General features: G+C 71.9%; 21 protein-coding genes and 1 tRNA gene. 8 read left to right on the forward strand and 14 right to left on the reverse strand.

Features of this window, described 5'->3' with window-relative positions; translation table 11 throughout:
* Window positions 1-26 precede the first annotated feature (26 nt).
* Window positions 27-722, forward strand: a complete 696-nt coding sequence (locus DEI81_RS09685; protein WP_111010498.1) for a response regulator transcription factor — start codon at window positions 27-29, stop codon at window positions 720-722.
* A gap of 63 nt (window positions 723-785) precedes the next feature.
* Window positions 786-2,471: a HAMP domain-containing sensor histidine kinase gene (locus DEI81_RS09690; RefSeq protein ID WP_111010499.1), complete on the forward strand. Its 1,686-nt coding sequence runs from the start codon at window positions 786-788 to the stop codon at window positions 2,469-2,471.
* Window positions 2,472-2,535: 64 nt separating this feature from the next.
* Here the strand turns inward: DEI81_RS09690 and DEI81_RS09695 are convergent, their stop codons facing one another.
* From DEI81_RS09695 to DEI81_RS09725, 7 genes are all read right to left on the reverse strand, one after another.
* Window positions 2,536-3,450, reverse strand: coding sequence for an endonuclease domain-containing protein (locus DEI81_RS09695; RefSeq protein ID WP_111010500.1), 915 nt, complete (start codon window positions 3,448-3,450; stop codon window positions 2,536-2,538).
* A gap of 253 nt (window positions 3,451-3,703) precedes the next feature.
* The gene (gene groL / locus DEI81_RS09700) at window positions 3,704-5,323 is read right to left on the reverse strand and encodes a chaperonin GroEL (RefSeq protein ID WP_111010501.1); all 1,620 of its coding nucleotides are present in this window, start codon (window positions 5,321-5,323) and stop codon (window positions 3,704-3,706) included.
* A gap of 329 nt (window positions 5,324-5,652) precedes the next feature.
* Window positions 5,653-5,856: a cold-shock protein gene (locus DEI81_RS09705; RefSeq protein WP_111010502.1), complete on the reverse strand. Its 204-nt coding sequence runs from the start codon at window positions 5,854-5,856 to the stop codon at window positions 5,653-5,655.
* A 283-nt stretch (window positions 5,857-6,139) separates the two neighbouring features.
* Window positions 6,140-6,700 (reverse strand): LytR C-terminal domain-containing protein, encoded by a 561-nt coding sequence (locus DEI81_RS09710; RefSeq protein WP_111026291.1) that lies wholly within the window; start codon window positions 6,698-6,700, stop codon window positions 6,140-6,142.
* Window positions 6,697-6,999, reverse strand: a complete 303-nt coding sequence (locus DEI81_RS09715) for a DUF3263 domain-containing protein (protein WP_111010504.1) — start codon at window positions 6,997-6,999, stop codon at window positions 6,697-6,699. Before DEI81_RS09715 ends, DEI81_RS09710 begins: the two co-directional genes overlap by 4 nt.
* Window positions 7,000-7,107: 108 nt before the next feature.
* Window positions 7,108-8,295, reverse strand: a complete 1,188-nt coding sequence (locus tag DEI81_RS09720; RefSeq protein WP_111010505.1) for a DUF2332 family protein — start codon at window positions 8,293-8,295, stop codon at window positions 7,108-7,110.
* Complete coding sequence (locus tag DEI81_RS09725) at window positions 8,282-8,779, reverse strand: GNAT family N-acetyltransferase (RefSeq protein WP_111010506.1); 498 nt, start codon at window positions 8,777-8,779, stop codon at window positions 8,282-8,284. The genes DEI81_RS09720 and DEI81_RS09725 overlap by 14 nt, the downstream gene beginning before the upstream one ends.
* Window positions 8,780-8,837: 58 nt before the next feature.
* Here DEI81_RS09725 and msrB point away from each other — a divergent pair, with 58 nt between their 5' ends.
* Together msrB and DEI81_RS09735 are read left to right on the forward strand one after the other, a co-directional pair.
* Window positions 8,838-9,242, forward strand: a complete 405-nt coding sequence (msrB, locus tag DEI81_RS09730) for a peptide-methionine (R)-S-oxide reductase MsrB (RefSeq protein ID WP_111010507.1) — start codon at window positions 8,838-8,840, stop codon at window positions 9,240-9,242.
* Window positions 9,243-9,287: 45 nt separating this feature from the next.
* A tRNA-Thr gene (locus DEI81_RS09735) sits at window positions 9,288-9,360 on the forward strand.
* Between the two features lie 38 nt (window positions 9,361-9,398).
* Here the strand turns inward: DEI81_RS09735 and DEI81_RS09740 are convergent.
* From DEI81_RS09740 to DEI81_RS09750, 3 genes are all read right to left on the reverse strand, one after another.
* Window positions 9,399-11,273 carry a hypothetical protein gene (locus DEI81_RS09740; RefSeq protein ID WP_111010508.1) on the reverse strand — a complete coding sequence of 625 codons (1,875 nt, stop codon included), beginning with the start codon at window positions 11,271-11,273 and terminating at the stop codon, window positions 9,399-9,401.
* Window positions 11,274-11,503: 230 nt separating this feature from the next.
* Window positions 11,504-12,535 carry an aldo/keto reductase gene (locus tag DEI81_RS09745; RefSeq protein WP_111010509.1) on the reverse strand — a complete coding sequence of 344 codons (1,032 nt, stop codon included), beginning with the start codon at window positions 12,533-12,535 and terminating at the stop codon, window positions 11,504-11,506.
* A gap of 10 nt (window positions 12,536-12,545) precedes the next feature.
* Window positions 12,546-13,355: an alpha/beta fold hydrolase gene (locus tag DEI81_RS09750; protein ID WP_111010510.1), complete on the reverse strand. Its 810-nt coding sequence runs from the start codon at window positions 13,353-13,355 to the stop codon at window positions 12,546-12,548.
* Between the two features lie 40 nt (window positions 13,356-13,395).
* Here DEI81_RS09750 and DEI81_RS09755 point away from each other — a divergent pair, with 40 nt between their 5' ends.
* Complete coding sequence (locus DEI81_RS09755; RefSeq protein WP_111010511.1) at window positions 13,396-14,091, forward strand: NAD(P)H-hydrate epimerase; 696 nt, start codon at window positions 13,396-13,398, stop codon at window positions 14,089-14,091.
* 31 nt (window positions 14,092-14,122) lie between these two features.
* On the opposite strand, the gene DEI81_RS09760 is transcribed toward DEI81_RS09755, so the two are convergent.
* Window positions 14,123-15,061, reverse strand: coding sequence for a 2-deoxy-5-keto-D-gluconate 6-phosphate aldolase domain-containing protein (locus DEI81_RS09760; protein WP_111010512.1), 939 nt, complete (start codon window positions 15,059-15,061; stop codon window positions 14,123-14,125).
* A 183-nt stretch (window positions 15,062-15,244) separates the two neighbouring features.
* Window positions 15,245-16,261 carry a thioredoxin domain-containing protein gene (locus DEI81_RS09765; RefSeq protein ID WP_181435374.1) on the reverse strand — a complete coding sequence of 339 codons (1,017 nt, stop codon included), beginning with the start codon at window positions 16,259-16,261 and terminating at the stop codon, window positions 15,245-15,247.
* A 269-nt stretch (window positions 16,262-16,530) separates the two neighbouring features.
* On the opposite strand from DEI81_RS09765, the gene DEI81_RS09770 reads away from it, so the two are divergent.
* From DEI81_RS09770 to DEI81_RS09780, 3 genes are all read left to right on the forward strand, one after another.
* A complete protein-coding gene (locus tag DEI81_RS09770) occupies window positions 16,531-17,631 on the forward strand; it encodes an ABC transporter ATP-binding protein (RefSeq protein ID WP_111010514.1) in 1,101 nt (366 codons plus the stop codon).
* 116 nt (window positions 17,632-17,747) lie between these two features.
* The gene (locus DEI81_RS09775) at window positions 17,748-19,031 is read left to right on the forward strand and encodes a DUF4032 domain-containing protein (RefSeq protein WP_111010515.1); all 1,284 of its coding nucleotides are present in this window, start codon (window positions 17,748-17,750) and stop codon (window positions 19,029-19,031) included.
* A gap of 64 nt (window positions 19,032-19,095) precedes the next feature.
* The gene (locus tag DEI81_RS09780) at window positions 19,096-19,974 is read left to right on the forward strand and encodes a potassium channel family protein (RefSeq protein ID WP_258368612.1); all 879 of its coding nucleotides are present in this window, start codon (window positions 19,096-19,098) and stop codon (window positions 19,972-19,974) included.
* Window positions 19,975-19,989: 15 nt separating this feature from the next.
* Here the strand turns inward: DEI81_RS09780 and rlmB are convergent, their stop codons facing one another.
* A complete protein-coding gene (rlmB, locus tag DEI81_RS09785) occupies window positions 19,990-21,003 on the reverse strand; it encodes a 23S rRNA (guanosine(2251)-2'-O)-methyltransferase RlmB (protein WP_111010516.1) in 1,014 nt (337 codons plus the stop codon).
* Window positions 21,000-22,415, reverse strand: a complete 1,416-nt coding sequence (gene cysS / locus DEI81_RS09790; RefSeq protein WP_111010517.1) for a cysteine--tRNA ligase — start codon at window positions 22,413-22,415, stop codon at window positions 21,000-21,002. Before cysS ends, rlmB begins: the two co-directional genes overlap by 4 nt.
* Between the last annotated feature and the right edge of the window lie 12 nt (window positions 22,416-22,427).

Raw genomic sequence — 22,427 nt, forward strand, 5'->3', positions numbered from 1 at the left:
GAGGCCACGACCAGATACTGGGTCACATGACCGACGGACCGAAGATCCTCATCGTCGACGACGAGCCGAACATCCGCGACCTCCTCACCACCTCGCTCCGGTTCGCGGGCTTCGCCGTCCGCGCGGTGGGCAACGGTGCGCAGGCGATCTCCGCCGTGCTCGAGGAAGAGCCGGACCTCATCATCCTCGACGTCATGCTTCCCGACATGAACGGGTTCGGCGTGACCAAGCGCCTCCGGTCGTCGGGCTACACGTCGCCGATCCTGTTCCTCACCGCCAAGGACGACACCGAGGACAAGATCACGGGACTCACCGTCGGCGGCGACGACTACGTGACCAAGCCGTTCTCGCTCGACGAGATCGTCGCCCGCATCAAGGCGATCCTCCGGCGCACCATGAACGACGAGGAAGACGCGATCATCCGCGCCGGTGAGCTGACGATGGACCAGGACACGCACGAGGTCAGCATCGGCGAGGCGCAGATCGAGCTCTCACCCACCGAGTTCAAGCTGCTCCGCTACCTCATGCTCAACCCGAACCGGGTGCTGTCGAAGGCCCAGATCCTCGACCACGTGTGGGAGTACGACTTCAACGGCGACGCCGGCATCGTCGAGTCCTACATCTCGTACCTGCGCCGCAAGCTCGACCAGTACTCGGCCGAGCCGGTCATCCAGACCAAGCGCGGCTTCGGGTACATGCTCAAGGCCGCCAAGGCGTCCTGATCCAGCAGGTCATCGGCGCGATCCCAGCAGCAGCTGGGTCGCGCCGATTACTGTGATCGCAGCATGCACACACGCCTCGCCCGCTGGTGGAACGAGATCTCGCTCCGGACCAAGATCACCGGGATCACCGTCCTCCTGGTGACCCTCGGGCTGCTCGTCGCGGGGCTCGGCACCATGACGGTGCTCAGCACCTACCTGATGAAGCAGCTCGACAACGACGTCCAAGCGACGAAGACCTCGCTGAACGGCCAGAAGCTGACGAGCGTCGAAGGCTACTGCCAGATCAACGTCACCCTGCAGAGCGCGGCCTACATCGCCGTGCTCAAGCCCGACGGCGGCATCGCCTGTCACACGAAGAGCGACTACACGCCGGACCTCGGCGGGGTCGTGGGCAGCTCGCACGTCGACGACGACCACCCGTTCAGTGTGGTCGACGACAAGGGCCAGCACGAGTGGCGTGCCCTCGCGATGACGTCGCCGACCACCGACGCCGCCGGCAACCACTACACGATCGTCGCGGCCGTCTCGAGCCAGGGCACCGACTCGACCATCGCGCGGTTCACGGTGATCTTCCTCGGGTTCGGCATCTCGGTCGTCCTGCTCGGCGGCATGCTCACCCAGCTGCTCGTCACCGCCACGTTCGACCCCCTGCGGGACGTCGAGGCCACGGCCGCACGCTTCGCCGCGGGGGACTTCTCGCAACGCCTCGGTGCGGACACCCCGAACACCGAGGTCGGTCGCCTCAACCACTCCCTCAACGTCATGCTCGAGCGCATCGACTCGGCGTTCGAGGACCGCCAACGCACGATCGAGCAGATGCGCCGCTTCGTCGGTGACGCATCGCACGAGCTGCGGACCCCGCTCGTGTCCCTGCGGGGGTACGCCGAGCTGTACCGGATGGGGGCCCTCCGGAAAGAAGAGGACGTCGCCCAGGCGATGGAGCGCATCGAGAAGGAGGCCCAGCGCATGGGGCTCCTCGTGCAGGACCTCCTGCAGCTCGCCCGCATCGACGAGTCGAAGCCGCTCGAGCTCGGACCGGTCGACCTCGTCGCCATCGCGCGGGACTCGGCGCTCGACACGATGGCGTCGAACCCCGACCGCGAGATCCAGGTCCTGCTCGCTGACTCCGTCACCGGCGAGAACGTCCCGCAGGTCGTGCCGCAGTGGGTCGGTCCTGCGGCACCCGGAGCGCGGAACGGACAGTCCCCGACCTCGCCGCCGTCGAACGTCACCGGGCCGATCGCCTTCGCAGGGCAGACGCTCGCCCGGCTGCGCGCGCGTCGTGGTCGTCCCGTCGGCATCGAGTCCGGCCCGGCCGCGCCGACCACGGCCCCGCTGCCGACCGTCGTCCTGCCCGTGCGGCCGCCGGTCGTCCTCGCCGAGGAGAACAAGATCCGCCAGGTCGTGACGAACCTCATGGGCAACGCGATGCGGTTCACGCCGCAGGACGACCCCATCGAGATCGGGATCGGCGTGGACGAGGCCCGGGGCATGGCGCACCTCGACGTGATCGACCACGGTGAGGGCATCCCGCCGCAGATCCGCGAGAAGATCTTCCAGCGGTTCTGGCGCGCCGACACCTCGCGCGCTCGGGACACCGGCGGCTCGGGCCTCGGGCTCGCGATCGTGTCCGGCATCGTGGCGGCGCACCACGGCGAGGTCGAGGTGTTCGACACCCCGGGCGGTGGTGCGACCTTCCGCGTGTGGCTCCCCCTCCTCCCGCGCGACTACGTCGCCCCCACCCCCTGACCCCTCTGGCGAGATCGCAGTCGTTGCCGTTCTGAGGTCCATCAGAGCGGCAACGACTGCGATCTCACGGCAGCGGTGATGACGCCCGGGTGCGGAACACGTCCGACAGTCGCAGGAGGAACGCCGTCGGGTCGGCAACGTCACGTGCGGCGACGTGCAGGATCAGCCATCCGGCGGACACGAAGCCGTTCGACCGGGTCGCATCGTGCTGCCACGTGGCACGATCCGTCCGGTGGTGCTCGCCGTCGTACTCGACTCCGATCCGGAGGTCCGGGTAGGCGAGGTCGACCCGTCCGAGGAATCGACCGGCGGGGCTGTGCACGTCGATGTTGAGCTGGGGCTCCGGGAATCCCGCGTCGACGATGACGATTCGGATGAGCGTCTCCATCGGGGACTCCGACCCGAGCCGCACGCGATGGGCCGCGGCCCGGAGCCGCCGTGCCCACCGGGACCGCCGCTCACGACTCCGGCGCTCGAGTTGCTCCGGATCGGCGAGCGCCCGCGCGACCAGGTGGTCCCCGATCACCACCAGCTCACGCTCGGCCAACAGGCCCGCACTCTCGCACCACGCCGCCACCGGGCTGCTGGCCGGGAGGCCCGCACACGTCACCACATCGGCGAACGGTGGCGAGACGCGATGGCCTACCACCCCGGTGCGGCGCATGACCGGTCCGTCCCCCACCGTGCTCACGTGCACGGTCGCGTCGGAAACCACCCAGGGCGGCAGTGGGAGCTCCCAGAGGGCGAGGGCGGTGGTGTGGCTGAAGTGATGCCGTTCACCGAGGACGAGGCCGAACGCGGCGACCCGTGCCGAGAGGTCCGCCAGGTCCAGCTCGGCAGGGACCCGCACGCCTCGGGTCGGCGCGGCGAGGTCCTCCCGACGGAGCCGACCCGGAGTGACCCCGTTCCGGACCGCATCAGCCGTGTGGAAGGCCTGACCGAGGAAAGGATCCGGGAGGCGGGCCGGCGTGCGCGTCATGCGCCGAGCCTCCCGGCCGTACCGCACCGCGGAGCGCGTGCGCGCCCGACCTGTGGACGGCCGCTGCCCGGCTCCCCCGGTGGAGGACCGGACACCTGGCCCGACTCCCCTCCGCCGAGATCGCAGTCGTTGCCGGTGTGCGGTAGGTCAAACCGGCAACAAGTGCGATCTCGGCGGAGGGAGAGGAGGGAGGAACGGCGAACGGGCCGCCCTCCTGGAGGAGAGCGGCCCGTTCGGAACCGTCAGGCGTGGATCAGAAGTCCATGCCACCCGTCGGGTCGGCCGGAACCGGCGCCGACTTCTCGGGCTTGTCGGCGACGACGGCCTCGGTGGTGAGGAAGAGGCCGGCGATCGAGGCTGCGTTCTGCAGCGCCGAGCGCGTGACCTTCGCCGGGTCGATGATGCCCGCAGCGACGAGGTCGACGTACTCACCCGTCGCGGCGTTGAGGCCCCAGCCCGACTCGAGCTCGCGCACCTTGGCGGCGACGACGCCCGGCTCGAGACCGGCGTTCAGCGCGATCTGCTTGAGCGGCGCGTCGATCGCGACGCGGACGATGTTCGCGCCGGTCGCCTCGTCACCCGTGAGCTCGAGGCCCTCGAGCGCGGTCTTGCCGGCCTGGATGAGGGCGACACCACCACCGGCGACGATGCCCTCCTCGACGGCGGCCTTCGCGTTGCGGACGGCGTCCTCGATGCGGTGCTTGCGCTCCTTGAGCTCGACCTCGGTCGCGGCACCGGCCTTGATGACGGCGACGCCACCGGCGAGCTTGGCGAGGCGCTCCTGGAGCTTCTCGCGGTCGTAGTCCGAGTCGGTCGACTCGATCTCGCCGCGGATCTGGCGGACGCGGCCGGCGATCTGCTCGGAGTCCCCAGCGCCCTCGACGATCGTGGTCTCGTCCTTGGTGATGACGACCTTGCGGGCACGGCCGAGGAGGTCGAGCGTCGCGTTCTCGAGGCTGAGGCCGACCTCTTCGGAGATGACCTGGCCACCGGTGAGGATCGCGATGTCCTGCAGCATGGCCTTGCGGCGGTCACCGAAGCCCGGAGCCTTGACGGCGACGGACTTGAAGATGCCGCGGATCTTGTTCACGACGAGCGTGGCCAGGGCCTCGCCGTCGACGTCCTCGGCGATGATGAGGAGCTGCTTGCCCGACTGGATGACCTTGTCGACCACCGGGAGCAGGTCCTTGATGTTCGAGATCTTCGAGTTGACGATGAGGATGTACGGGTCCTCGAAGACGGCCTCCTGGCGCTCCGGGTCCGTGACGAAGTACTGCGACAGGTAGCCCTTGTCGAAGCGCATGCCCTCGGTCAGCTCGAGCTCGGTGCCGAAGGTGTTCGACTCCTCGACGGTGACGACGCCCTCCTTGCCGACCTTGTCGATCGCCTCGGCGATGAGCTCACCGATCGTGCTGTCGGCGGCCGAGATCGACGCCGTGGCGGCGATCTGGTCCTTGGTCTCGATCTCCTTGGCGTTCTCGAGGAGCGCGGCGGAGACGGCCGCGACGGCCTTCTCGATGCCCTTCTTGAGGCTGATCGGGTCGGCGCCGGCGGCGACGTTGCGGAGGCCCTCACGGACCAGCGCCTGCGCGAGGACCGTGGCGGTGGTGGTGCCGTCACCCGCGACGTCGTCGGTCTTCTTGGCGACCTCCTTGACCAGCTCGGCGCCGATCTTCTCGTAGGGGTCGTCGAGCTCGATCTCCTTGGCGATGGAGACACCGTCGTTGGTGATCGTGGGGGCGCCCCACTTCTTCTCGAGGACGACGTTGCGGCCGCGCGGGCCGAGCGTCACCTTCACGGCGTCGGCCAGCGTGTTGAGGCCGCGCTCGAGGCCGCGACGGGCCTCCTCGTCGAAAGCAATGATCTTAGCCATGTGTGTTCCTCGTCCCTCCCGGACGTCGCAATGGTCTTGGCACTCGGTACAACTGAGTGCCAACTGATTCTGGCACTCGCACCTGTCGAGTGCAACACAGCGACCTCACGCGGCATGCCGCGTTCCGGGACGCGGACCGGGAGGCCCGCCATCGCCCGACATCGGACCCCGCCGCCCGGAGTCCCGGTCGGGGCCCCACCACCGGAGTCCCGGTCGGGGCCCCACCACGGGGCCCCCTCCACACGACGACGAGCGCGCCGCCCCGTCGGGGACGACGCGCTCGGACGCGTGGTGGTCGACGACCGTCGCCGGCGGACCGGCGACCGAGGTCAGGCCGGTCGGACGGACTCGGCCTGCGGACCCTTCGAGCCGGTGCCGACGTCGAAGGTGACCGCCTGCCCTTCTTCGAGGACCTTGTAGCCGTTCATGTCGATCGCGGAGTAGTGGACGAAGACGTCCTGCCCCCCGCCGTCGACGGTGATGAACCCGTAGCCCTTCTCGGCGTTGAACCACTTGACGGTGCCGTTGGCCATTCTCTTGCTCCCTGCGGTGTTGCATTGCCACTGACGACGGCGCGACCGGTCCGCGACCGCCGGGTCCGAGCGCATACCTGCCTCACCCGGGTCTTCGCGGTGGAGGCACCGGCACGGTGTCGCCCTCGGATCACTGGGGTGACCAATTCCAGATCGTATCGGCGGACGCGCCGCCGACAAGAGGTGCGGGCCAACTTCTTCATCCCGGCCGACGGAACTCAACATGCCCGAAACAAACGTGCAACAAACGGCACGACGAGTGGGGCGAAACGCCCGTCCCGGGTCAGCCGGCGTAATCGGCGCCGAGCACCACGGTGACGGCCGCGTTCGGGAACGCCGACGACTTCGCAACCGTTCCGACGCCGAGCGTCTTGACGATCCCGCGAGCGATCGCCGCCTCGGCATCCGTCTGGTAGTAGACGATCGTCTGCGAGGCGTCCTGGGATCCGGCGTTGCCGTCGCTCGCGACCACCCAACCCGCGTTCTCGAGCGTCGCGGTGCCGGTGGCGGCGAGTCCGGCGGTGGAGGTCCCGTTGAGCACCGTGAGCGTCATGGTCTTCGGCTGGTCGCTCGGCGCGGCGGTCGCGGCCGTCGTCGACGAAGACGACGCTCCGCTCGTGGCCGACGCGGACGCGGACGACCCGGTCGTCCCGGGGTCGGTGAACTGCGTGCTGTTGTTGGCGACCTCGAGCACGACGATGCCGATCACGACGAGCACCGCGCAGGCGAGCGCGGACCAGGCCACCAGGATCCAGCCACGGCCGCGCCTCGGGAGACCGCGGTGTGCCCCGACCCTCGGGCCGTCGGCGACGTCGTCGAATCGGTCTCGGGGGTATCTCGTCATGGCTGTCCTGCGGGCCCTTCACGGTCGGCGCGAGGCGGTGCGAAGGACCGCGCGGCGCGGGCACTGGTCCGTGCCCGGCGCAGTCGCTGCAGTCGCGTCACGAGCTGCGGATCGTAGGCGAGCGCGGCCGGGGAGTCGATCACGCGGTTGAGCACCTGATAGTAGCGGGCCGGCGACATGTCGAAGCGGACGCGGATGTCGGCTTCCTTCGTCCGGTCGTGCCGCGCCCGATCGTGCTCGAACGTGAGGATGCTCCGTGCGAGCTCCGAGAGATCGGAGTCGGTCCGGGATCCGGTCACGTCGGTCCTCCTGGTCGGATGGCTCGCCGGTCGGCTGGCCTCCGGTCATGCTAGGGCGGCATCCACGCCGGACCCTGGCATGGCCCTGGCAGGTCGGAAAGACACCGATCAGGCCGTCGGTGCGCCGAGCGTCCAGGACGGGTCCGCGGCGAGGGGCGTGACGGTCGTGCCGTGGGCGTCGGCGAGCGCCAGGGCGACCCCGTCGAGCGAGACCGTGGCGAAGGCCGACGGAGCGGCGAGGTCGATGCCCCGCTCGGCGAGTTCCCCCACGGGCGGCAGGGTCGCGGCGACGTCGTGGAGCGACCCCGTCCGCTCCATCGCCACCCAGCGGACCCCGCGGTCCCGGAGCCGCTCGACGACGCGCTGCCGGTCCGAGCCCGGCAGGTAGACGAGCGTGCCGAGCGTGAGCACGACGGGCGTCGCCCCGCGCGGCAGCAGGTCGATCGCGCGGTCGAGGTCGTCCGGGGCGGTCCCGCGGACGGCGGTGTACGGGTCGGCCCGCACGGCGTCGGCGGCCCGCCGCATGAGCGCGACACGGTCGGTCGCCTCGACGGGGACGGACTCGACGAGCCGGTCGAACGCCCCGGGGGACCGCAGGTCGATCGGCGCCGGATCGAGCCCGACCCGCGCCACCACGTCGAGCCGGGAAGGCCGGCGCGACCCCGTCCCGTCGGCCCGGCTCCCGGCGTCACCCGTCGACGGCCGGGAGGCACGGGACCGGCCCGCACCGCGCCTCCCGGCGGACGGAGCGGCGGGTCCCGGACGCATCTGGAACCGGAGCGGGATCTCCGGCTCGCGCGCGGCCTCGGCGACGCGGACGGTGTCGTCGAGGCGGTCGACGTCGACGGTGGCGTGGTCCGGGACGATGCAGAGGCCGGCGCTCACCCCCACCTCGAGGAGCGCGAGCGGCCCCGGGATGCCCGCGAGCACGGGGACGACCGGCGCCATGCGTCGGGGGTCGTTCGTCTGGGTCGTGGACACGGCCAGCTCGGCGAGCAGCCGGTCGGGGGCGTCGCGGACGAGCCGGAGGAGGGCCTCCCGGTCGGTCGGGTCGGCGCCCAGGCGGCGCGCGACGGCGAAGAGCAGCTCGGGCTGCCGCTTGGTCGGGGCGACACGGATCAGCAGGTCGACGGCGGCGTCGTCCTCGGCGATCGACGCCGCCCAGCGGGCGGAGGTCGGCGAAGCGGTCACCATGCGCTCGGCGTGGTGGCGGTAGCGGCGGCGGGTGGCCTCGGGGCCGTCCGGCTCCGGCTGGTGCGGGGGCTCCGCGCGGCCCGGTGCGTCAGCGGGCAGCATCGTCCCCGACCGCCGCCGCGCGGTACATCCCCACGTGGCGGATGCCCGCCTCGACGTAGGGTTCGCCGAACGGCACGAACCCGGCGGCGGCGTACAGGCCGGCGACGTACTCCTGCGCGTGGAGGAGGAAAGCCTCGTCCGGGTGGGCGGCGAGCACGGCCTCGACGAGCCGACGCGCGAGCCCCTGTCCGCGGTGCTCGACGGCCGTGGCCACGCGGCCGATGACCCGGGTCGCGGGCAGGTCGACGGCCGGCTGGACCTCGTCCGCGGCGGGCCGGATGCAGCGCAGGTAGGCGCGGGCGACGCCGTCCTCGCCGGGGATCCACCAGTGTTCCGTCTCCGGTTCGCGGTCCCGGCCGTCGAAGTCCTCGGCCGTCACGCGCTGCTCGAGCGCGAACACCCGGTTGCGCAGGCGGACGACGGCGTAGAGGTCGTCCGTCGTCAGGGCGTCCCACCGGCCACGGTGGACGGAATGCTCGGTCATCGGTGCGAGTTTAATGACATGACCGCGTCACGAGTGCGGTCACGACCAGGAGGAACCCATGGCATACAACGTGGAGAAGACCGACGCCGAGTGGCGTGAGGAACTCGACCCGCAGCAGTACGCCGTGCTGCGGCAGGCCGCGACCGAGCGCCCGTGGACGGGTGAGCTGCTCGACGAGGAGCGCGCCGGTGTCTACACCTGTGCGGCGTGCGGTGCGGAGCTGTTCAAGAGCGGCACCAAGTTCGACTCGGGCTGCGGGTGGCCGTCGTTCTACGAGTCGGTGCGCCCCGAGGCCGTGCAGCTCATCGAGGACCGCACGCTCGGCATGGTGCGCACCGAGGTCCGCTGCGCGAGCTGCGGTTCGCACCTCGGGCACGTGTTCCCGGACGGTTTCGGCACCCCGACCGGCGACCGGTACTGCATGAACTCGATCTCGCTCGGGTTCTCCCCCGCGGCGGACTGACCTCCACCGCGACACCCCTGGCTCGTCGGTACACTTGGCGGGCCAGCCGGCATGGCGCAATTGGTAGCGCACCGTACTTGTAATACGGGGGTTGCGGGTTCGAGTCCCGCTGCCGGCCCCGATCAGCCGCGTCCGCAGTGTCCGTCAGCCGCGGTGTCAGCGGCACGACCAGTCGAAGTCGAGTCCGCTCGCCACACCCCCGACGACGTACTGCACCATGCTCACCCCGCCGTCGACGAGGCCCGGCTCGGCGCACGCCTCCTTCGCCCGGGCGAGCGGGGTCTCACCCGTGGCGATCCAGCTCGGCGCCGAGGCCAGGGCGCTGTTCGGTGTGGTCCCGCCACTGATGATCCCCCACTGGTACCCGGTCGAGTAGAGCCCGACGGCGATCCCCCGGGCGGCGAACGCATCGGTCATGCCGTCGAGCACCGCGACGTTCGTGGCGGGGTCCCGCCACGTGGCACCGGTCTCGACGTCGAGCCACCAGCGGTACGCCGTCGGATGGGACACGCCCCGGTCGACGACGTCGCGGACCGCGATGTCCCAGCCGTCCATGTACGAACAGGCGACGCCGTCGGAACCGGGCGTGCACACGCCGTACACGCTCGTGACCCTGGCCCCCTCGGGATCGACGTTCGACGTCGGCCAGCCACCGCCCGGCACATGGCGGCCCGGGTTCGCCGTGTTGACGTACAGCGCAGCACGGGGCTGCCCGGCACCGCCCGCGGAGTCCCGCGCCCAGGCGAGCTGCGCGGCGAGGCACGGGTTCGTCGTGGTGCCGGACCCGTCGTTCACACCGATCACCGCGAACGCCTGTCCCGCCGGCAGGGCCCCGTGGCACTGCGGCCACGAGACGTCGTTCCCGAGGCCGGAGGGCGCCGAGCCGTCCGTGAAGTAGCCGGCGACGTCCAGGTGGAGGGTCGCCACGCCTCCCGACGCGACGGCCTGCACCGACGCCTGTCGGAGCGCGACCGGCACGAGTCCCGCCACGGCTCGGCCCGCGGTGAACGCGAGCGCGACCCCGCCGTCGTCCCGGCCGTAGGGGGCGACCCGGAGCGCACCGGCGGGGCCGGATCGTTCGAGCGATGCGGTGACGAGCACGGCGGTCGCGTCGCCCGGGACGCCCGCGCCCCCGGCGAGTTGGATCTGCGTCGCGGCGCCCGTCGTCGTGCCGGTGTACGCCCGAACGGCCGTCATCGGGGTGAACACGGCCCCGGAGTCCGAGCGCGCGTACGCGCCGAGCACGTCGAGGGTCACCGTGGCCGAGCCGGCCGACACCGCGACGGACAGGGCGCCGTCGTCGAGCTGGGCCACGACCGCGTTCGCCGCGACGGCCCCGCGCGTGAACTGCTGGACGCCGATCCGGTTCGTGCGTCCTGCCGGGCCGACCCGCAACGACCCCGGCGCGGTCGGGTGCACCACGGTGGCCTCGAGGACGACGGCGGTGGCGCCCCTGGGCACCGTGACGCCGTCCGCCACGGGGACGCGGACCGGATGCGTGCCGACCGTGCCACGGAACGCCCTGGTGGTGTCGACCGGCTGGTACGTCGATCCCTGCGCGGCGCTCGTGTAGGCCCCCGACACGATCACCGACACCGAGGCGGAGCCGTCCGACAGCGCGACCTGGAGGCGACCGTGGACGAGACGGACCGTCGCGAGCCCGGTGACGGTCGTGCCCGCCGTGACGCGCTGTGTGGCCACCGGTGCGTCCTGCCCCGCCGGCGTGACCCGGACCCAGCCGTCGTCCGTCGGAGCCGTGACGCGGACGTCGACGACGACGGCATCGGCCGCGGAGGCGACGCCCGCGCGACCAGCGACCGGCACCGCCACGGGTCGTGTGCCGACGTCGCCGCGGAACACGAGGGCGCGGGTCAGCGGCGTGAACCGGTCACCGGACGACCCGTCCGCCGCGAGGTGGGACGACCGTGCGGACCCGACGGCCACACCCGCCGCGACGGCGAGCGCGAGCACGCCAATGACCGCCACGAGCAACGCGGTGAGCCGGGCCGGACGCCTGCGTCCGCTCCGCATGGTCCCCCTCGGTCGACGTGGACGCTGCACGGCACGAGGCCACGCACTGCCCCCGGGGAGCGCGCGTGGCCTCGTGGTGCGTCCGGTCACGGATCAGGAGAGCGACCGGCGCGACAGCGGGTAACCAGCCCACCGATGCCGAGAGCATGACAGGCGGATCGACGTCGGACAACGTCTCCGAGCCACGCCGCGCCGCTTCCTGTGAGGATTCTTGGTATCGAGGGGGACGCTCAGCGGCCCCCGGTCAGCTTCCGGTCGCGCTGCGCCACACCGGCGGTGCCGTACGGGTAGTCGTCGATACGGGGCGTGCTCGCCTCGGAGAGCGCCCTCAGCTCCTCCGGGGTCAGCACGAGGTCCGCCGACGCCAGGTTGTCCTGCAGCTGCTCCACCGTGCGGGCACCGAGGATGACCGAGGTGACGGCCGGCTGCGCGAGCAGCCAGGCCAACGCGACCTGCGAGTACGACGTGCCGTGGGCCTCCGCGGCCGCGCCGACCGCCCCGAGGACGGCCCACGTGCGCTCGTCGGCGTTCCGCGCCTCCCACGCCTCCATGCCGCGCTTCGGGTTCTCACCCAGCCGGGTCGCACCCGTCGGGGCCTGGTCCCGCTGGTACTTGCCCGACAGCCACCCGCCGGCGAGCGGCGACCACGGCAGGAGACCGATGTTCGCGTCGAGGCACGCGGGCACGATCTCGTGCTCGATGTCGCGCACGAGCAGGTTGTACTGCGGCTGCAGGGTCACGGGCGGAGCCCAGTGGTTCGCCTTCGCCTCGTAGACCGCCTTCGTGATCTGGTAGCCGAGGTAGTTCGAGAACCCGTACGCGCCGATCTTGCCGGCGGACACGGCGTCGTCGAGGAACCGGAGGGTCTCCTCGATCGGCGTCAGGGCGTCCCACGCGTGCATCTGGTACAGGTCGATGTAGTCGACACCGAGCCGCTCGAGGGACGCGTCGAGCGCCCGCGTCAGGTGGCGGCGCGAGAGGCCGACGTCGTTCGGGCCGTCGCCCTGGGGGAACCGGCCCTTCGTGGCGATGACGACCTGCTGCGCCTCGGTCGGGTGGTCTGCGAGCCAGCGACCGATGATCCGCTCGGACTCGTTGCCCGAGTAGACGTCCGCCGTGTCGATGAAGGTACCGCCGGCCTCGACGAAGGCGTCGAGGATCGTGCGTGAGGTGGGTTCGTCGGCTTCACTGCCGAACGTCATGGTGCCGAGCGTCAACGACGACACGGCGGCACCGCTGTTACCGAGGAGTCTGTAGTCCATGTCGTGGACGCTAGCCCTGGGTGGCCTCCGCGTCCGCGCGGGTGCGCTGCAGGAACGCGATCGCGGCCTCCCGGAACGCCCGCGAGGTCGGCGCGTTGAAGTGGTTCCGGCCCGGGATCTCGACGAACTCGGCACGCGGCGCCGCGGCCGCGAGGCGCTGCGACGCCGCGAGGATGCCGTCCTCGCTCCCCGCCGCCAGGAGCAACGGCTGCGTCGGCGCGTTGTCCGGTCTGGGCTCGACGCTGTCCCGCATCCCCTCGACCATCGCGACGAGCGCACGGAGGTCGTTGCCCGGGACCCCGGAGGCCATGGTCAGGTAGGCGTTCGTCACGCGGTCCTCGACGGGCTCGCCATGCTCGATGAACGCCCGCGCCTGGTCGACCCGGACCCGTCGCATCGGGTCCGCGTCCGGGATGCCCCCGAGGACCGCTCGGCTGATCCGGTCGGGGATCCGGTCCGCGGTGTGCCATCCGACGCGTGCCCCGAGCGAGTACCCGAGGTACGCGACGTCGTCGAGCAGGTAGGCGTCGACGACCGCGGTGACGTCGGCGACGAGGAGGTCCATCGAGTACTCCTGCGGCCGGTGCGGCTTGCTGCTGCGGCCGTGCCCGCGCAGGTCGACGACGACGACGCGGTGGCCGGCGCGCGTGAGGTCACGGGTCCACCCCGACGCGTGCCAGTTGAGGAGCCCGGAGGACGCGAACCCGTGCACGGCGACCACCGCGGGGGCGTCCGGGTCGCCGTGGTCGTACGTGGCGATGTCGAGACCGTCCGGCGAGACGACGACGCGTGGACGGGGGGCTTCGGGGACGAGCGACATGGCGCGGACCAGGCTACCGACGACGTGGCATCGTGGCGGCATGGACGGCTACGGCGCAGACCAGATCCGGGCGGCCGAGGCGCCGCACCTCGCCGCGGGCGAGCCGCTCATGCAGCGGGCCGCCGCCGGACTCGCCGACGTGGTCGACGAGCTGCTCGGCGACCCCGCGGTCGTCCCCGGCGACGGCGAGCGCACCGTGCTCCTGCTCGTCGGCAGCGGCGACAACGGCGGCGACGCGTTGTTCGCCGGTGCGGCGCTCGCCGCACGCGGTCACCGCGTCGAGGTGCTGTGCCTCGGGTCGCGCGTGCACGAGGCGGGGGCGGCGGCCGCGCAGCAGGCCGGCGCGGTCCTCCTCGAGCACCCGGACGACGACGAGACGGTGCGGGCGGCGGCGCTGCGGGCCGACCTCGTGCTCGACGCCGTGCTCGGCATCGGACGGACGAGCTCGACGGCACTCCGCTCGCCCGCACGGGAGGCCGTGGGCGTCATCCGGGACCTCGCGCGGGACCAGCGCGCTCCGTCCGTCGTCGCCGTGGACGTCCCGAGCGGCATCGACCCCGACACGGGCGCGGTCGCTGACGACCACGTGCTCGAGGCCGACGTGACCGTCACGTTCGGCGGCGTCAAGGCGGGACTGCTGCGCGGTCCGGGGCGGGCCCTCGCGGGACGCGTCGTGCTCGTCGACGTCGGCATCGGCGCGGACCTCGCCGCGGTGGAGCCGCTCGTCCGGACCTGACCCGACCGGGAGCGCACCCGCCCCGGGGGACTCAGCCCCGCGCCTCCCGGTACGCCTCGACGAACCGCAGGTACGTGACGGCGATGAGGTCCTGGGCGTCCTCCTCGGCGAGGCCGCGGTCCAGGACGTCGCCGAGCGGCTGCTCCCAGATGCTCCGGCCGATCGCGAAGCCGACGAACCCGTCGAGTGGTGCGGCCACCGAGAGCCAGTGGTCGAGCGCGTCCTCCGAGGCGTCCCGACCGAGGATGACGCACTGCACGCTGTCCCGGCCGCCCTGCTTCGTGGCGGCGACGACCCGCTCGGCGTCCTCGCGGCGGTCGAGACCCTCGATCTTCCAGATGTCCGGCTCCACGCCGTGCTCCTGCAGGAACCCGATGACGTCGACGGTGAGCGACGGGCGCAGGTCCCGGTCGTAGTCCTCGACCGACGCCTTCTGCTCGTCCGTGCCGGGGACAAGCAGTTCGACCAGGAACGACCGGCCCGCGTCGCGCAGGGTGCGCGTCACGCCGGCGAGCCGTTCGGCCTGTCCGCGTCGTTCGTCGGCGTCGAGGTCCGGGTTGTCGCGGACGAGGACCTTGACGTGGTCGGGGTCGAACTCCTCGACGTGCTGCATCCACAGCCCGTCGTCCCCGTCGCCGTACTCGAACGTGAAGAAGTCGTGGCCCGACGCCTCGATCGGCATCGCGAGCTGGAGTCCCGCGGCCTTGGCCGCCCGTGCGACCTCGGCGCCGTAGCGTTCGTCGACGAGCACGCCGGTGCGCTCGCGGTCGGCTCCGCGGGTGAGGGCGTCGAGCAGCCCCCGGTAGACGAGCATCTTGCCGTCCCGGATCCGCTGGATGTCGTCCTCGTCGTCGGGCTGTCCGGACGCGATCCGGTAGGTGTGCTTGGCGAGCGAGTCCCGGTGGTCCATCGCCAGGATGAACACGGGATGCTCCGCGTCGAGCTGCGGTCGGTCGTCGAACGTGGACATGTGGCGCTCCCTCCGGGCGCGGCCCGGGAGGCCCGCCTCCACCGATCGAACGCCGTCGCCCTGGCAGCCGCCCGAGGGTCGGCGCGACCGGCCGCGGGTCGGCGCGGCCGGCCGCGGGTCGGCGCGGCCGGCCGCGGGTCGGCTCGCCCGCCCGCGGATCGGCTCGCCCGCCCGCGGATCGGGTCAGCCGGCCGAGGACGTCGCGGTCGGAGTCGGGGTCAGCGCCGGCGTCTCGTCGCCGGACGCGTACGTGCTGCCCGCGGCGGTCACGACGAAGGTCCGGAACTCGGCGTTCGTGAACGGCAGGCTGTAGTCGTACCGCTTGCCGTTCACGAAGATCGTCGGCGTGCCGGTGAGCTGCCGGAGCCCGGTGCCGGGCACCCCGTGGGTGAGGACGTCGTTCGTCCGCGCGTCCACCCACGCGGCGTAGCGCTGGGTGTCGATGCACCGCTCGATGGCGTCGAGGTGCCGGATCCCGTGCACGCCCGCCACGAGGTGTCGGAGCTGTGCGTCGTCGAGGCCCTTCGTGTTCTCCTCGGGCTGCTCGGCGTACAACGCCTGGTTCACGGCGAAGAACTGGTCGGGCGACGAGTTCGCCACACAGGCCGCCGCGTTCGCCGCACGGAGCGAGTACTTCGTGCCCTGCGATCGGTTCGTCAGGATCGCGATGGGGTGGATCTCGACGGTCGCGGCACCGGACGTCACGAGGCCCCGGATGTACGCGTTGTTCTCGTGCTCGAACTGGCCGCAGATCGGGCAGAGGTAGTCGATGTACATCGTGATGTGGACGGTGCCCGCGACGTCGACCGCACCCGAGGCGTCCCCGGTCGCCGAAGCACTCGGCGTCGCCGATGCGGTGCCGCTCGAACCGGCGGACGCCGACGCACTCGACGTGGCACGCCCCGCGCCGCCGGCGTCACCGCGCCCCGCTCCGACCGCGCGCAGCCCCTGCCCGATGGTGATGCCGCCGCCCGCCATGTGCGCGGGCCCCGGTCCGGCCGGCTGCACCGAACGGACGAGCACGATCGACACGACCGCGACGATCGCGATGAGGACGACGACGAGGCCCGACTGCAGCCCGATGCGCACGCCGCGCTGGCGTCGCTTCTGGCGGGCCCTGGCCTGTTGTGCTCGGATCCTCGCAGCCGCGCGGCGCTCGTTCCGCGTGGCGCGCTCGTCGCCCTCGGGACGATTCGTCATACCGGTCCTCCGTGATCGGGCCGGCCCCTCCGGCCCTCCTGTCGTCCGCGGTACCTCCCGCACCGCCCGGACGGACGGGAAGTGTACTTGCGCGGGCTGGGAGACCGTGGTCGGGAGGCCCATCGACGGCCGCGCCACTGGCGCCGACGTGCGAAACCGTGTTGTATGTCCCTGATGGTCGATGTCGCCCATCCGGGGGCCTCAGGGTCACCGTTCCTCACTACGGATCGTCCGGCACGTACCTGCCGGTGAAGGAGCAAGAACGCATCATGGCGTCCGTCACCTACGACAAGGCAACCCGTCTCTACCCCGGAGGCAACCGCCCCGCCGTCGACGGCCTCGACCTCGACATCGCGGACGGCGAGTTCCTCGTCCTCGTCGGCCCGTCGGGCTGTGGCAAGTCGACCTCCCTCCGCATGCTCGCGGGCCTGGAAGAAGTGAACGACGGCCGGATCCTCATCGGTGACCGCGACGTCACCGACATCCCGCCGAAGGACCGCGACATCGCGATGGTCTTCCAGAACTACGCGCTGTACCCGCACATGACCGTCGCCGAGAACATGGGCTTCGCGCTCAAGATCGCCGGCATCGGCAAGGAGGAGCGCGCGACCCGCGTCCTCGAGGCGGCCAAGCTCCTCGACCTCGAGCAGTACCTCTCGCGCAAGCCGAAGGCGCTCTCGGGTGGTCAGCGTCAGCGCGTCGCGATGGGCCGCGCGATCGTCCGTCAGCCCCAGGTGTTCCTCATGGACGAGCCGCTGTCGAACCTCGACGCCAAGCTCCGCGTCCAGACCCGCACGCAGATCGCGTCGCTCCAGCGTCGGCTCGGGGTCACGACCGTCTACGTCACGCACGACCAGACCGAGGCCCTGACGATGGGCGACCGCATCGCGGTGCTCAAGGACGGCATCCTCCAGCAGGTCGGCACCCCGCGCGACCTGTACGAGAAGCCGAACAACGTGTTCGTCGCCGGGTTCATCGGCTCGCCGGCCATGAACCTCCTGCCGGCGGACATCGCCGACGGTGGCGTGCGCTTCGGCACGTCGATCGCCGCGGTCGACCGCGACGTCCTCAGCAACGCCAAGTCGTCCAACGTCACCATCGGGGTCCGCCCCGAGGACGTCATCGTCTCGCAGTCGGGCGAGGGCCTGCCGGTCCAGGTCGACGTCGTCGAGGAGCTCGGCGCCGACGGATACCTGTACGGCCACAGCGAGGCCGCCGGGAGCCGCGTCGACGTCGTCGCACGCGTCGACGGCCGTCACCACCCCTTCGCGGGCGACACCGTGTACATCACGGCCCAGCCGGGCCGCGTGCACGTGTTCGACACCGAGTCGGGCGAGCGCCTCGGCGACAAGGCCGTCGTCAGCGCCTGATCGGACCGACACCACCGGGAGCCTGCCGGACCGCCCCACGAAGGCGGGCCGGCAGGCTCCCGGCGTTCGGCCAGACCGTACCGTCCGCACCCTGCACCACCGAAAGCGACCCCCTCGTGCCCGACTCGATGTCCATCACCGCCGCCACCGTCGACCCCGGCCTGCTCGACCTGCCGTGGGACCTCCCGCTCGACGCCTGGCCCGACGACACGATCGCCGCGCTGCCGAAGGGCATCTCGCGACACCTCGTGCGGTTCGTGCACCTCAGCGGCTACGTCGTGGCGGTCAAGGAGACGAGCGAGGAGCTCGCCCGCAGTGAGTACGACATGCTCCGGACCCTCCAGCGCATGGACGTCCCGTGCGTGGACCCGGTCGCCGTCATCACGAACCGCGTGGGACGTGACGGGGAGGCCCTGCAGCCGGTCCTCGTGACCCGGCACCTCCGGTTCTCGCTCCCGTACCGCGCGCTCTACTCGCAGACGCTGCGGCCGGACACCGCGACGCGCCTCGTCGACGCCCTGGCGGTCCTCCTGGTGCGGCTGCACATCATCGGTTTCTTCTGGGGCGACGTGTCGCTCTCGAACACCCTCTTCCGCCGCGACGCCGGTGCGTTCGCCGCGTACCTCGTCGACGCCGAGACGGGCAAGCTCTACCCCGGCGGCCTGTCGAACGGGCAGCGTGAGAACGACCTCGAGATCGCGCGCGTCAACATCGCCGGCGAGCTCCTCGACCTGGAGGCCGGCGGTCGCCTCGACGAGAACGCGGACCCGGTCACGGTGTCCGACGGCATCGTGGCCCAGTACCGGACGCTGTGGAAGGAACTGACCGGGTCCGAGGAGTTCGACGCCTCGGAGCGCTGGCGCATCAACAGCCGGGTCGAGCGCCTCAACGACCTCGGGTTCGACATCGAGGAACTCGCGATCCGCACGACCGAGGGCGGCCAGCAGGTCCGTATCCAGCCGAAGGTCGTGGACGCTGGCCACCACCAGCGGCGGCTGCTCCGGCTCACCGGCATCGACGCCGGCGAGAACCAGGCACGGCGGCTCCTCAACGACCTCGACGCCTACCGTGCCCGCAACGGCCGCGACGAACTCGACGAGGAGATGGTCGCGCACGAGTGGGTGTCCCGCGTCTTCGAACCCGTGGTGCGGGCGATCCCCCGGGAGCTCCGCGGGCGGCTCGAACCCGCCGAGGTGTTCCACGAGCTCCTCGAGCACCGCTGGTACATGGCGCAGCAGGAGCAGCGGTCGGTGTCGCTGCCCGAGGCCACCACGGCCTACATGAACGACGTGCTGCGGCACCGCCGCGACGAGCGCATGCTCATCGACCCGCCGACGAACTCGATCGCGCTGCCCCTCGAGGACGAGGACGAGGACGAGGACTGGCGGGCGAACGTCTGACGGCTGCGGTGCACCGGTGACGACACCGGCTCGCGGGCGACGACACCGACGATACGGTCGGACCGTGACGTCCGAGGAACAGCGCGTGTGGGACCAGGCCCGCTGGCAGCGCCTGAGCCAGTGGCCGCTCACGGTCGCCGCCGTGGCGTTCCTCGTGGCGTTCGCCGTCCAGGTGCTCGCGGACCTGCACGGCGCAGCCGCCCTGCCGTCGGACCTCGTCATCAACGCCACCTGGGTGATGTTCGCGGTCGACTACGTCGTCATGCTCGTCCTCGCGGAGCACCGCGCCCGGTGGTTCCGCCGCCACCTGCTCGACCTCGCGGCGATCGCCCTCCCGACGCTCCGCCCGCTGCGGCTCCTCCGCCTCGTGCAGCTGTTCCGGGTCCTGCAACGCACCACCGGCACGGCGGTCCGGGGCCGCGTCATCATCTACGTGACGGTGACGACCGCGCTGCTCGTGTTCGTCGCGGCACTGGCGATGCTCGACGTCGAGCGCCACGCCCCGCACGCGACGATCACGGACTTCGGCGCCGCGATCTGGTGGGCGCTCGTCACGATCACCACGGTGGGCTACGGCGACGTCGTGCCGGTGACGCCCGAGGGCCGGTTGATCGCGGCTGCCGTGATGATCGGCGGCATCGCGCTCATCGGTGTCGTCACGGCGACCCTGGCGAGCTGGATCATCGACCAGGTCGGACGCCGCGACGAGGAGAGCCAGGCGGTGACCCAGCGGCAGGTCCGCGAGCTCGCCGCCGAGATCCGCGCGCTGCGCGCCGAACTCGCGGACGCTCGGACCGCACCGACCGCGGGAGTGGCCTCCGCAGCCACAGCAGCAGCAACGGCACCCGCCGCAGCCGCACCCGCACCAGCAGCAACGGCACCCGCCGCAGCCGCACCCGCACCGACCCCGCGGACGACGCCTCCGTCGGCGCAGTGCCGGTGACGGCGGATCCGAGCGTCAGGCCTCTCGACGGCGGCGGGCGATCTCCCACAGGGTGACGCTCGCGGCGATCCCGGCGTTGAGCGACTCCGTGGCGCTCGAGATAGGGATCGACACGACGGCGTCGCACGTGTCCGTGACGAGCCGCGACAGGCCCTTGCCCTCGCTCCCGACGACGATGACGATCGGCCGGTCGGCGAGTTCGAGTTCGTCGAGCTGCACGTCGCCGTCACCGTCGAGTCCGAGCACGAACAGCCCGCGCTGCTGCAGGGCCTTGAGCGTCTGCGTGAGGTTCGGCGCCATCGCCACGGGGATGCGCGCCGCGGCACCGGCCGAGGTCTTCCACGCCGAGGCCGTGACGCCGACCGAACGGCGCTGCGGCACGATGACACCGTGGCCGCCGAACGCAGCCGTGGACCGGATGATCGCCCCGAGGTTCCGGGGGTCCGTCACGCCGTCGAGTGCCACGAGCAACGGCACCTGGTCGCGACGCTCGGCCGCGTCGACGAGGTCGTCCGCGTGGGCGTACTCGTACGGCGGCACCTTGAGCGCGACACCCTGGTGCACCGCGTCGTGGCCCGAGATGCGGTCGAGCTCGGGCCGCATGACCTCGAGCACCGGCACACCGCGGTGCGTCGCGAGCGCCAGGATCTCCTTGACGCGGTCGTCGACCTCGATCCGGGCGGCGACGTAGAGCGTGCTCGCCGGGATCCGCGCGCGGAGCGCCTCGAGCACGGAGTTGCGCCCGGTCACGAGCTCCGACTCGTCACCCGACCGCCGCGGTGCCGGCCGGGAGGCGCGGGGCTGCGGCGCGCTCGACGCACCGTGCCGCTGACGGGCGGTCTCGAGCCGTTCCTGCGCGGCCTTGCGCTTGCCCGCGGGGTGGTACGGCCGGTCCTCGGCCTTCGGGGTGGGGCCACGCCCCTCGAGCGCCTGGCGCCCCTGCCCGCCCGAACCGACCTGCTTGTTGCCGGTGCGGCCGGAGCGGACGGCGCCCGGACGGCCCTTGCGCTTGCCGGAGGTGTTCTTCACGCGATGCTCCAATGGGTTCCGGAGGGGGTGTCCTCGATCGTGATGCCGGCGGCGGCGAGGTCGTCGCGCACGCGGTCCGCCGTGGCGAAGTCGCGGGCGGCACGGGCAGTGGTGCGCTCGGCGACGAGCCGCTCGACGAGTTGGGCGAGCGGACCGGCGGCGCGGTCCGAGGCCTCGGAGCCGGCGGACCAGGTGTCGGCGAGCGGGTCGATCCCGAGCACCTCGACCATGGCCGTGACCTGCTGGTGGGCGGCGCCGAGCGCGGCGATGTCGTCGGCGTCGAGCGCGGCGTTGCCGGCCCGGACCGTCTCGTGGAGCACCGCGAGGGCCTGCGGAACGGCGAGGTCGTCGTCCATCGCGGCGGCGAACGCGTCGGGGACGACGGCGGCCACGCGCACGGGCTCGTCCAGGAGGCGCCGGCGGGCACGCGACAGGAACCCGGCGATGCGCTCGAACGCCGCCTCGGCCTCGGCGAGGGAGCCCTCGTGGTGGTCGATCGTCGAGCGGTAGTGCGCCGACGCCAGGAAGTACCGCACCACGACGGGGCGCGCGGCCGCGAGGAAGTCCGCCGCGAAGATCGAGTTGCCGAGCGACTTCGACATCTTCTGGCCGTCGACCGTGACGAGGCCGTTGTGCAGCCAGTGGGTGGCGAAGGCGTCACCGGCCGCCGTCGACTGCGCCAGCTCGTTCTCGTGGTGCGGGAAGCGCAGGTCGAGGCCGCCCCCGTGGATGTCGAACGCCGCACCCAGGTACCGCCGGGACATCGCGGAGCACTCGATGTGCCAGCCCGGTCGCCCCGCACCCCACGGGGACGGCCAGGACGCGGATGCGGGCTCCCCCGCCTTCGTGCCCTTCCAGAGGGCGAAGTCACGCGGGTCGCGCTTGCCCCGGGGATCGGCATCGGTGGCGTCCACCATGTCGTCGCGACGCTGGTGCGTCAGCGCTCCGTAGTCCGGCCAGCTCGCCGTGTCGAAGTAGACGTCGCCCGAGTCGTCCGCCGCGGGGTAGGCGTGCCCGCGCTCGACCAGGCGGGCGATGATCGCCTGCATCTCGGACACGCTCGCGGTGGCCCGCGGTTCGTAGGTCGGGGGGAGGATCCCGAGCGCCCGGTAGCCGGCCGCGAACTCGAGCTCGAACCGGTAGGCGCGGGCCCACCACTCCTCGCCGGACCCGGCCGCGAGGTCGAGGATCTTGTCGTCGATGTCCGTGACGTTCCGGACGAGCGTGACCTCGTACCCACGGTGCACGAGCCACCGCCGCCAGAGGTCGTAGACCAGCGCCGAACGGAGGTGCCCGATGTGCGGGGACGACTGCACCGTCGGACCGCAGACGTACATGCCCACGTGGCCGTCGGTCAGCGGCGTGAAGGGGACGACCTCCCCCGCGCGGGAGTCGTACAGGCGAACGGTCACGGCCTCAAGACT

Origin of the sequence: Curtobacterium sp. MCBD17_013 (genome assembly GCF_003234565.1) — a bacterium.
Taxonomy (GTDB): Bacteria; Actinomycetota; Actinomycetes; order Actinomycetales; family Microbacteriaceae; genus Curtobacterium.

Bases quoted from the DNA above. Each gene is read 5' to 3' on its own strand.
- DEI81_RS09685 (WP_111010498.1), top strand. From the start codon at position 27: ATGACCGACGGACCGAAGATCCTCATCGTCGACGACGAGCCGAACATC.
- DEI81_RS09740 (WP_111010508.1), bottom strand. From the start codon at position 11,273: ATGCGGAGCGGACGCAGGCGTCCGGCCCGGCTCACCGCGTTGCTCGTG.
- DEI81_RS09705 (WP_111010502.1), bottom strand. From the start codon at position 5,856: ATGGCCAACGGCACCGTCAAGTGGTTCAACGCCGAGAAGGGCTACGGG.
- DEI81_RS09755 (WP_111010511.1), top strand. From the start codon at position 13,396: ATGGACGGCTACGGCGCAGACCAGATCCGGGCGGCCGAGGCGCCGCAC.
- DEI81_RS09695 (WP_111010500.1), bottom strand. From the start codon at position 3,450: ATGACGCGCACGCCGGCCCGCCTCCCGGATCCTTTCCTCGGTCAGGCC.
- DEI81_RS09760 (WP_111010512.1), bottom strand. From the start codon at position 15,061: ATGTCCACGTTCGACGACCGACCGCAGCTCGACGCGGAGCATCCCGTG.
- DEI81_RS09750 (WP_111010510.1), bottom strand. From the start codon at position 13,355: ATGTCGCTCGTCCCCGAAGCCCCCCGTCCACGCGTCGTCGTCTCGCCG.
- DEI81_RS09765 (WP_181435374.1), bottom strand. From the start codon at position 16,261: ATGACGAATCGTCCCGAGGGCGACGAGCGCGCCACGCGGAACGAGCGC.
- msrB (WP_111010507.1), top strand. From the start codon at position 8,838: ATGGCATACAACGTGGAGAAGACCGACGCCGAGTGGCGTGAGGAACTC.
- DEI81_RS09690 (WP_111010499.1), top strand. From the start codon at position 786: ATGCACACACGCCTCGCCCGCTGGTGGAACGAGATCTCGCTCCGGACC.
- DEI81_RS09725 (WP_111010506.1), bottom strand. From the start codon at position 8,779: ATGACCGAGCATTCCGTCCACCGTGGCCGGTGGGACGCCCTGACGACG.
- groL (WP_111010501.1), bottom strand. From the start codon at position 5,323: ATGGCTAAGATCATTGCTTTCGACGAGGAGGCCCGTCGCGGCCTCGAG.
- DEI81_RS09720 (WP_111010505.1), bottom strand. From the start codon at position 8,295: ATGCTGCCCGCTGACGCACCGGGCCGCGCGGAGCCCCCGCACCAGCCG.
- DEI81_RS09745 (WP_111010509.1), bottom strand. From the start codon at position 12,535: ATGGACTACAGACTCCTCGGTAACAGCGGTGCCGCCGTGTCGTCGTTG.
- DEI81_RS09710 (WP_111026291.1), bottom strand. From the start codon at position 6,700: ATGACGAGATACCCCCGAGACCGATTCGACGACGTCGCCGACGGCCCG.
- DEI81_RS09770 (WP_111010514.1), top strand. From the start codon at position 16,531: ATGGCGTCCGTCACCTACGACAAGGCAACCCGTCTCTACCCCGGAGGC.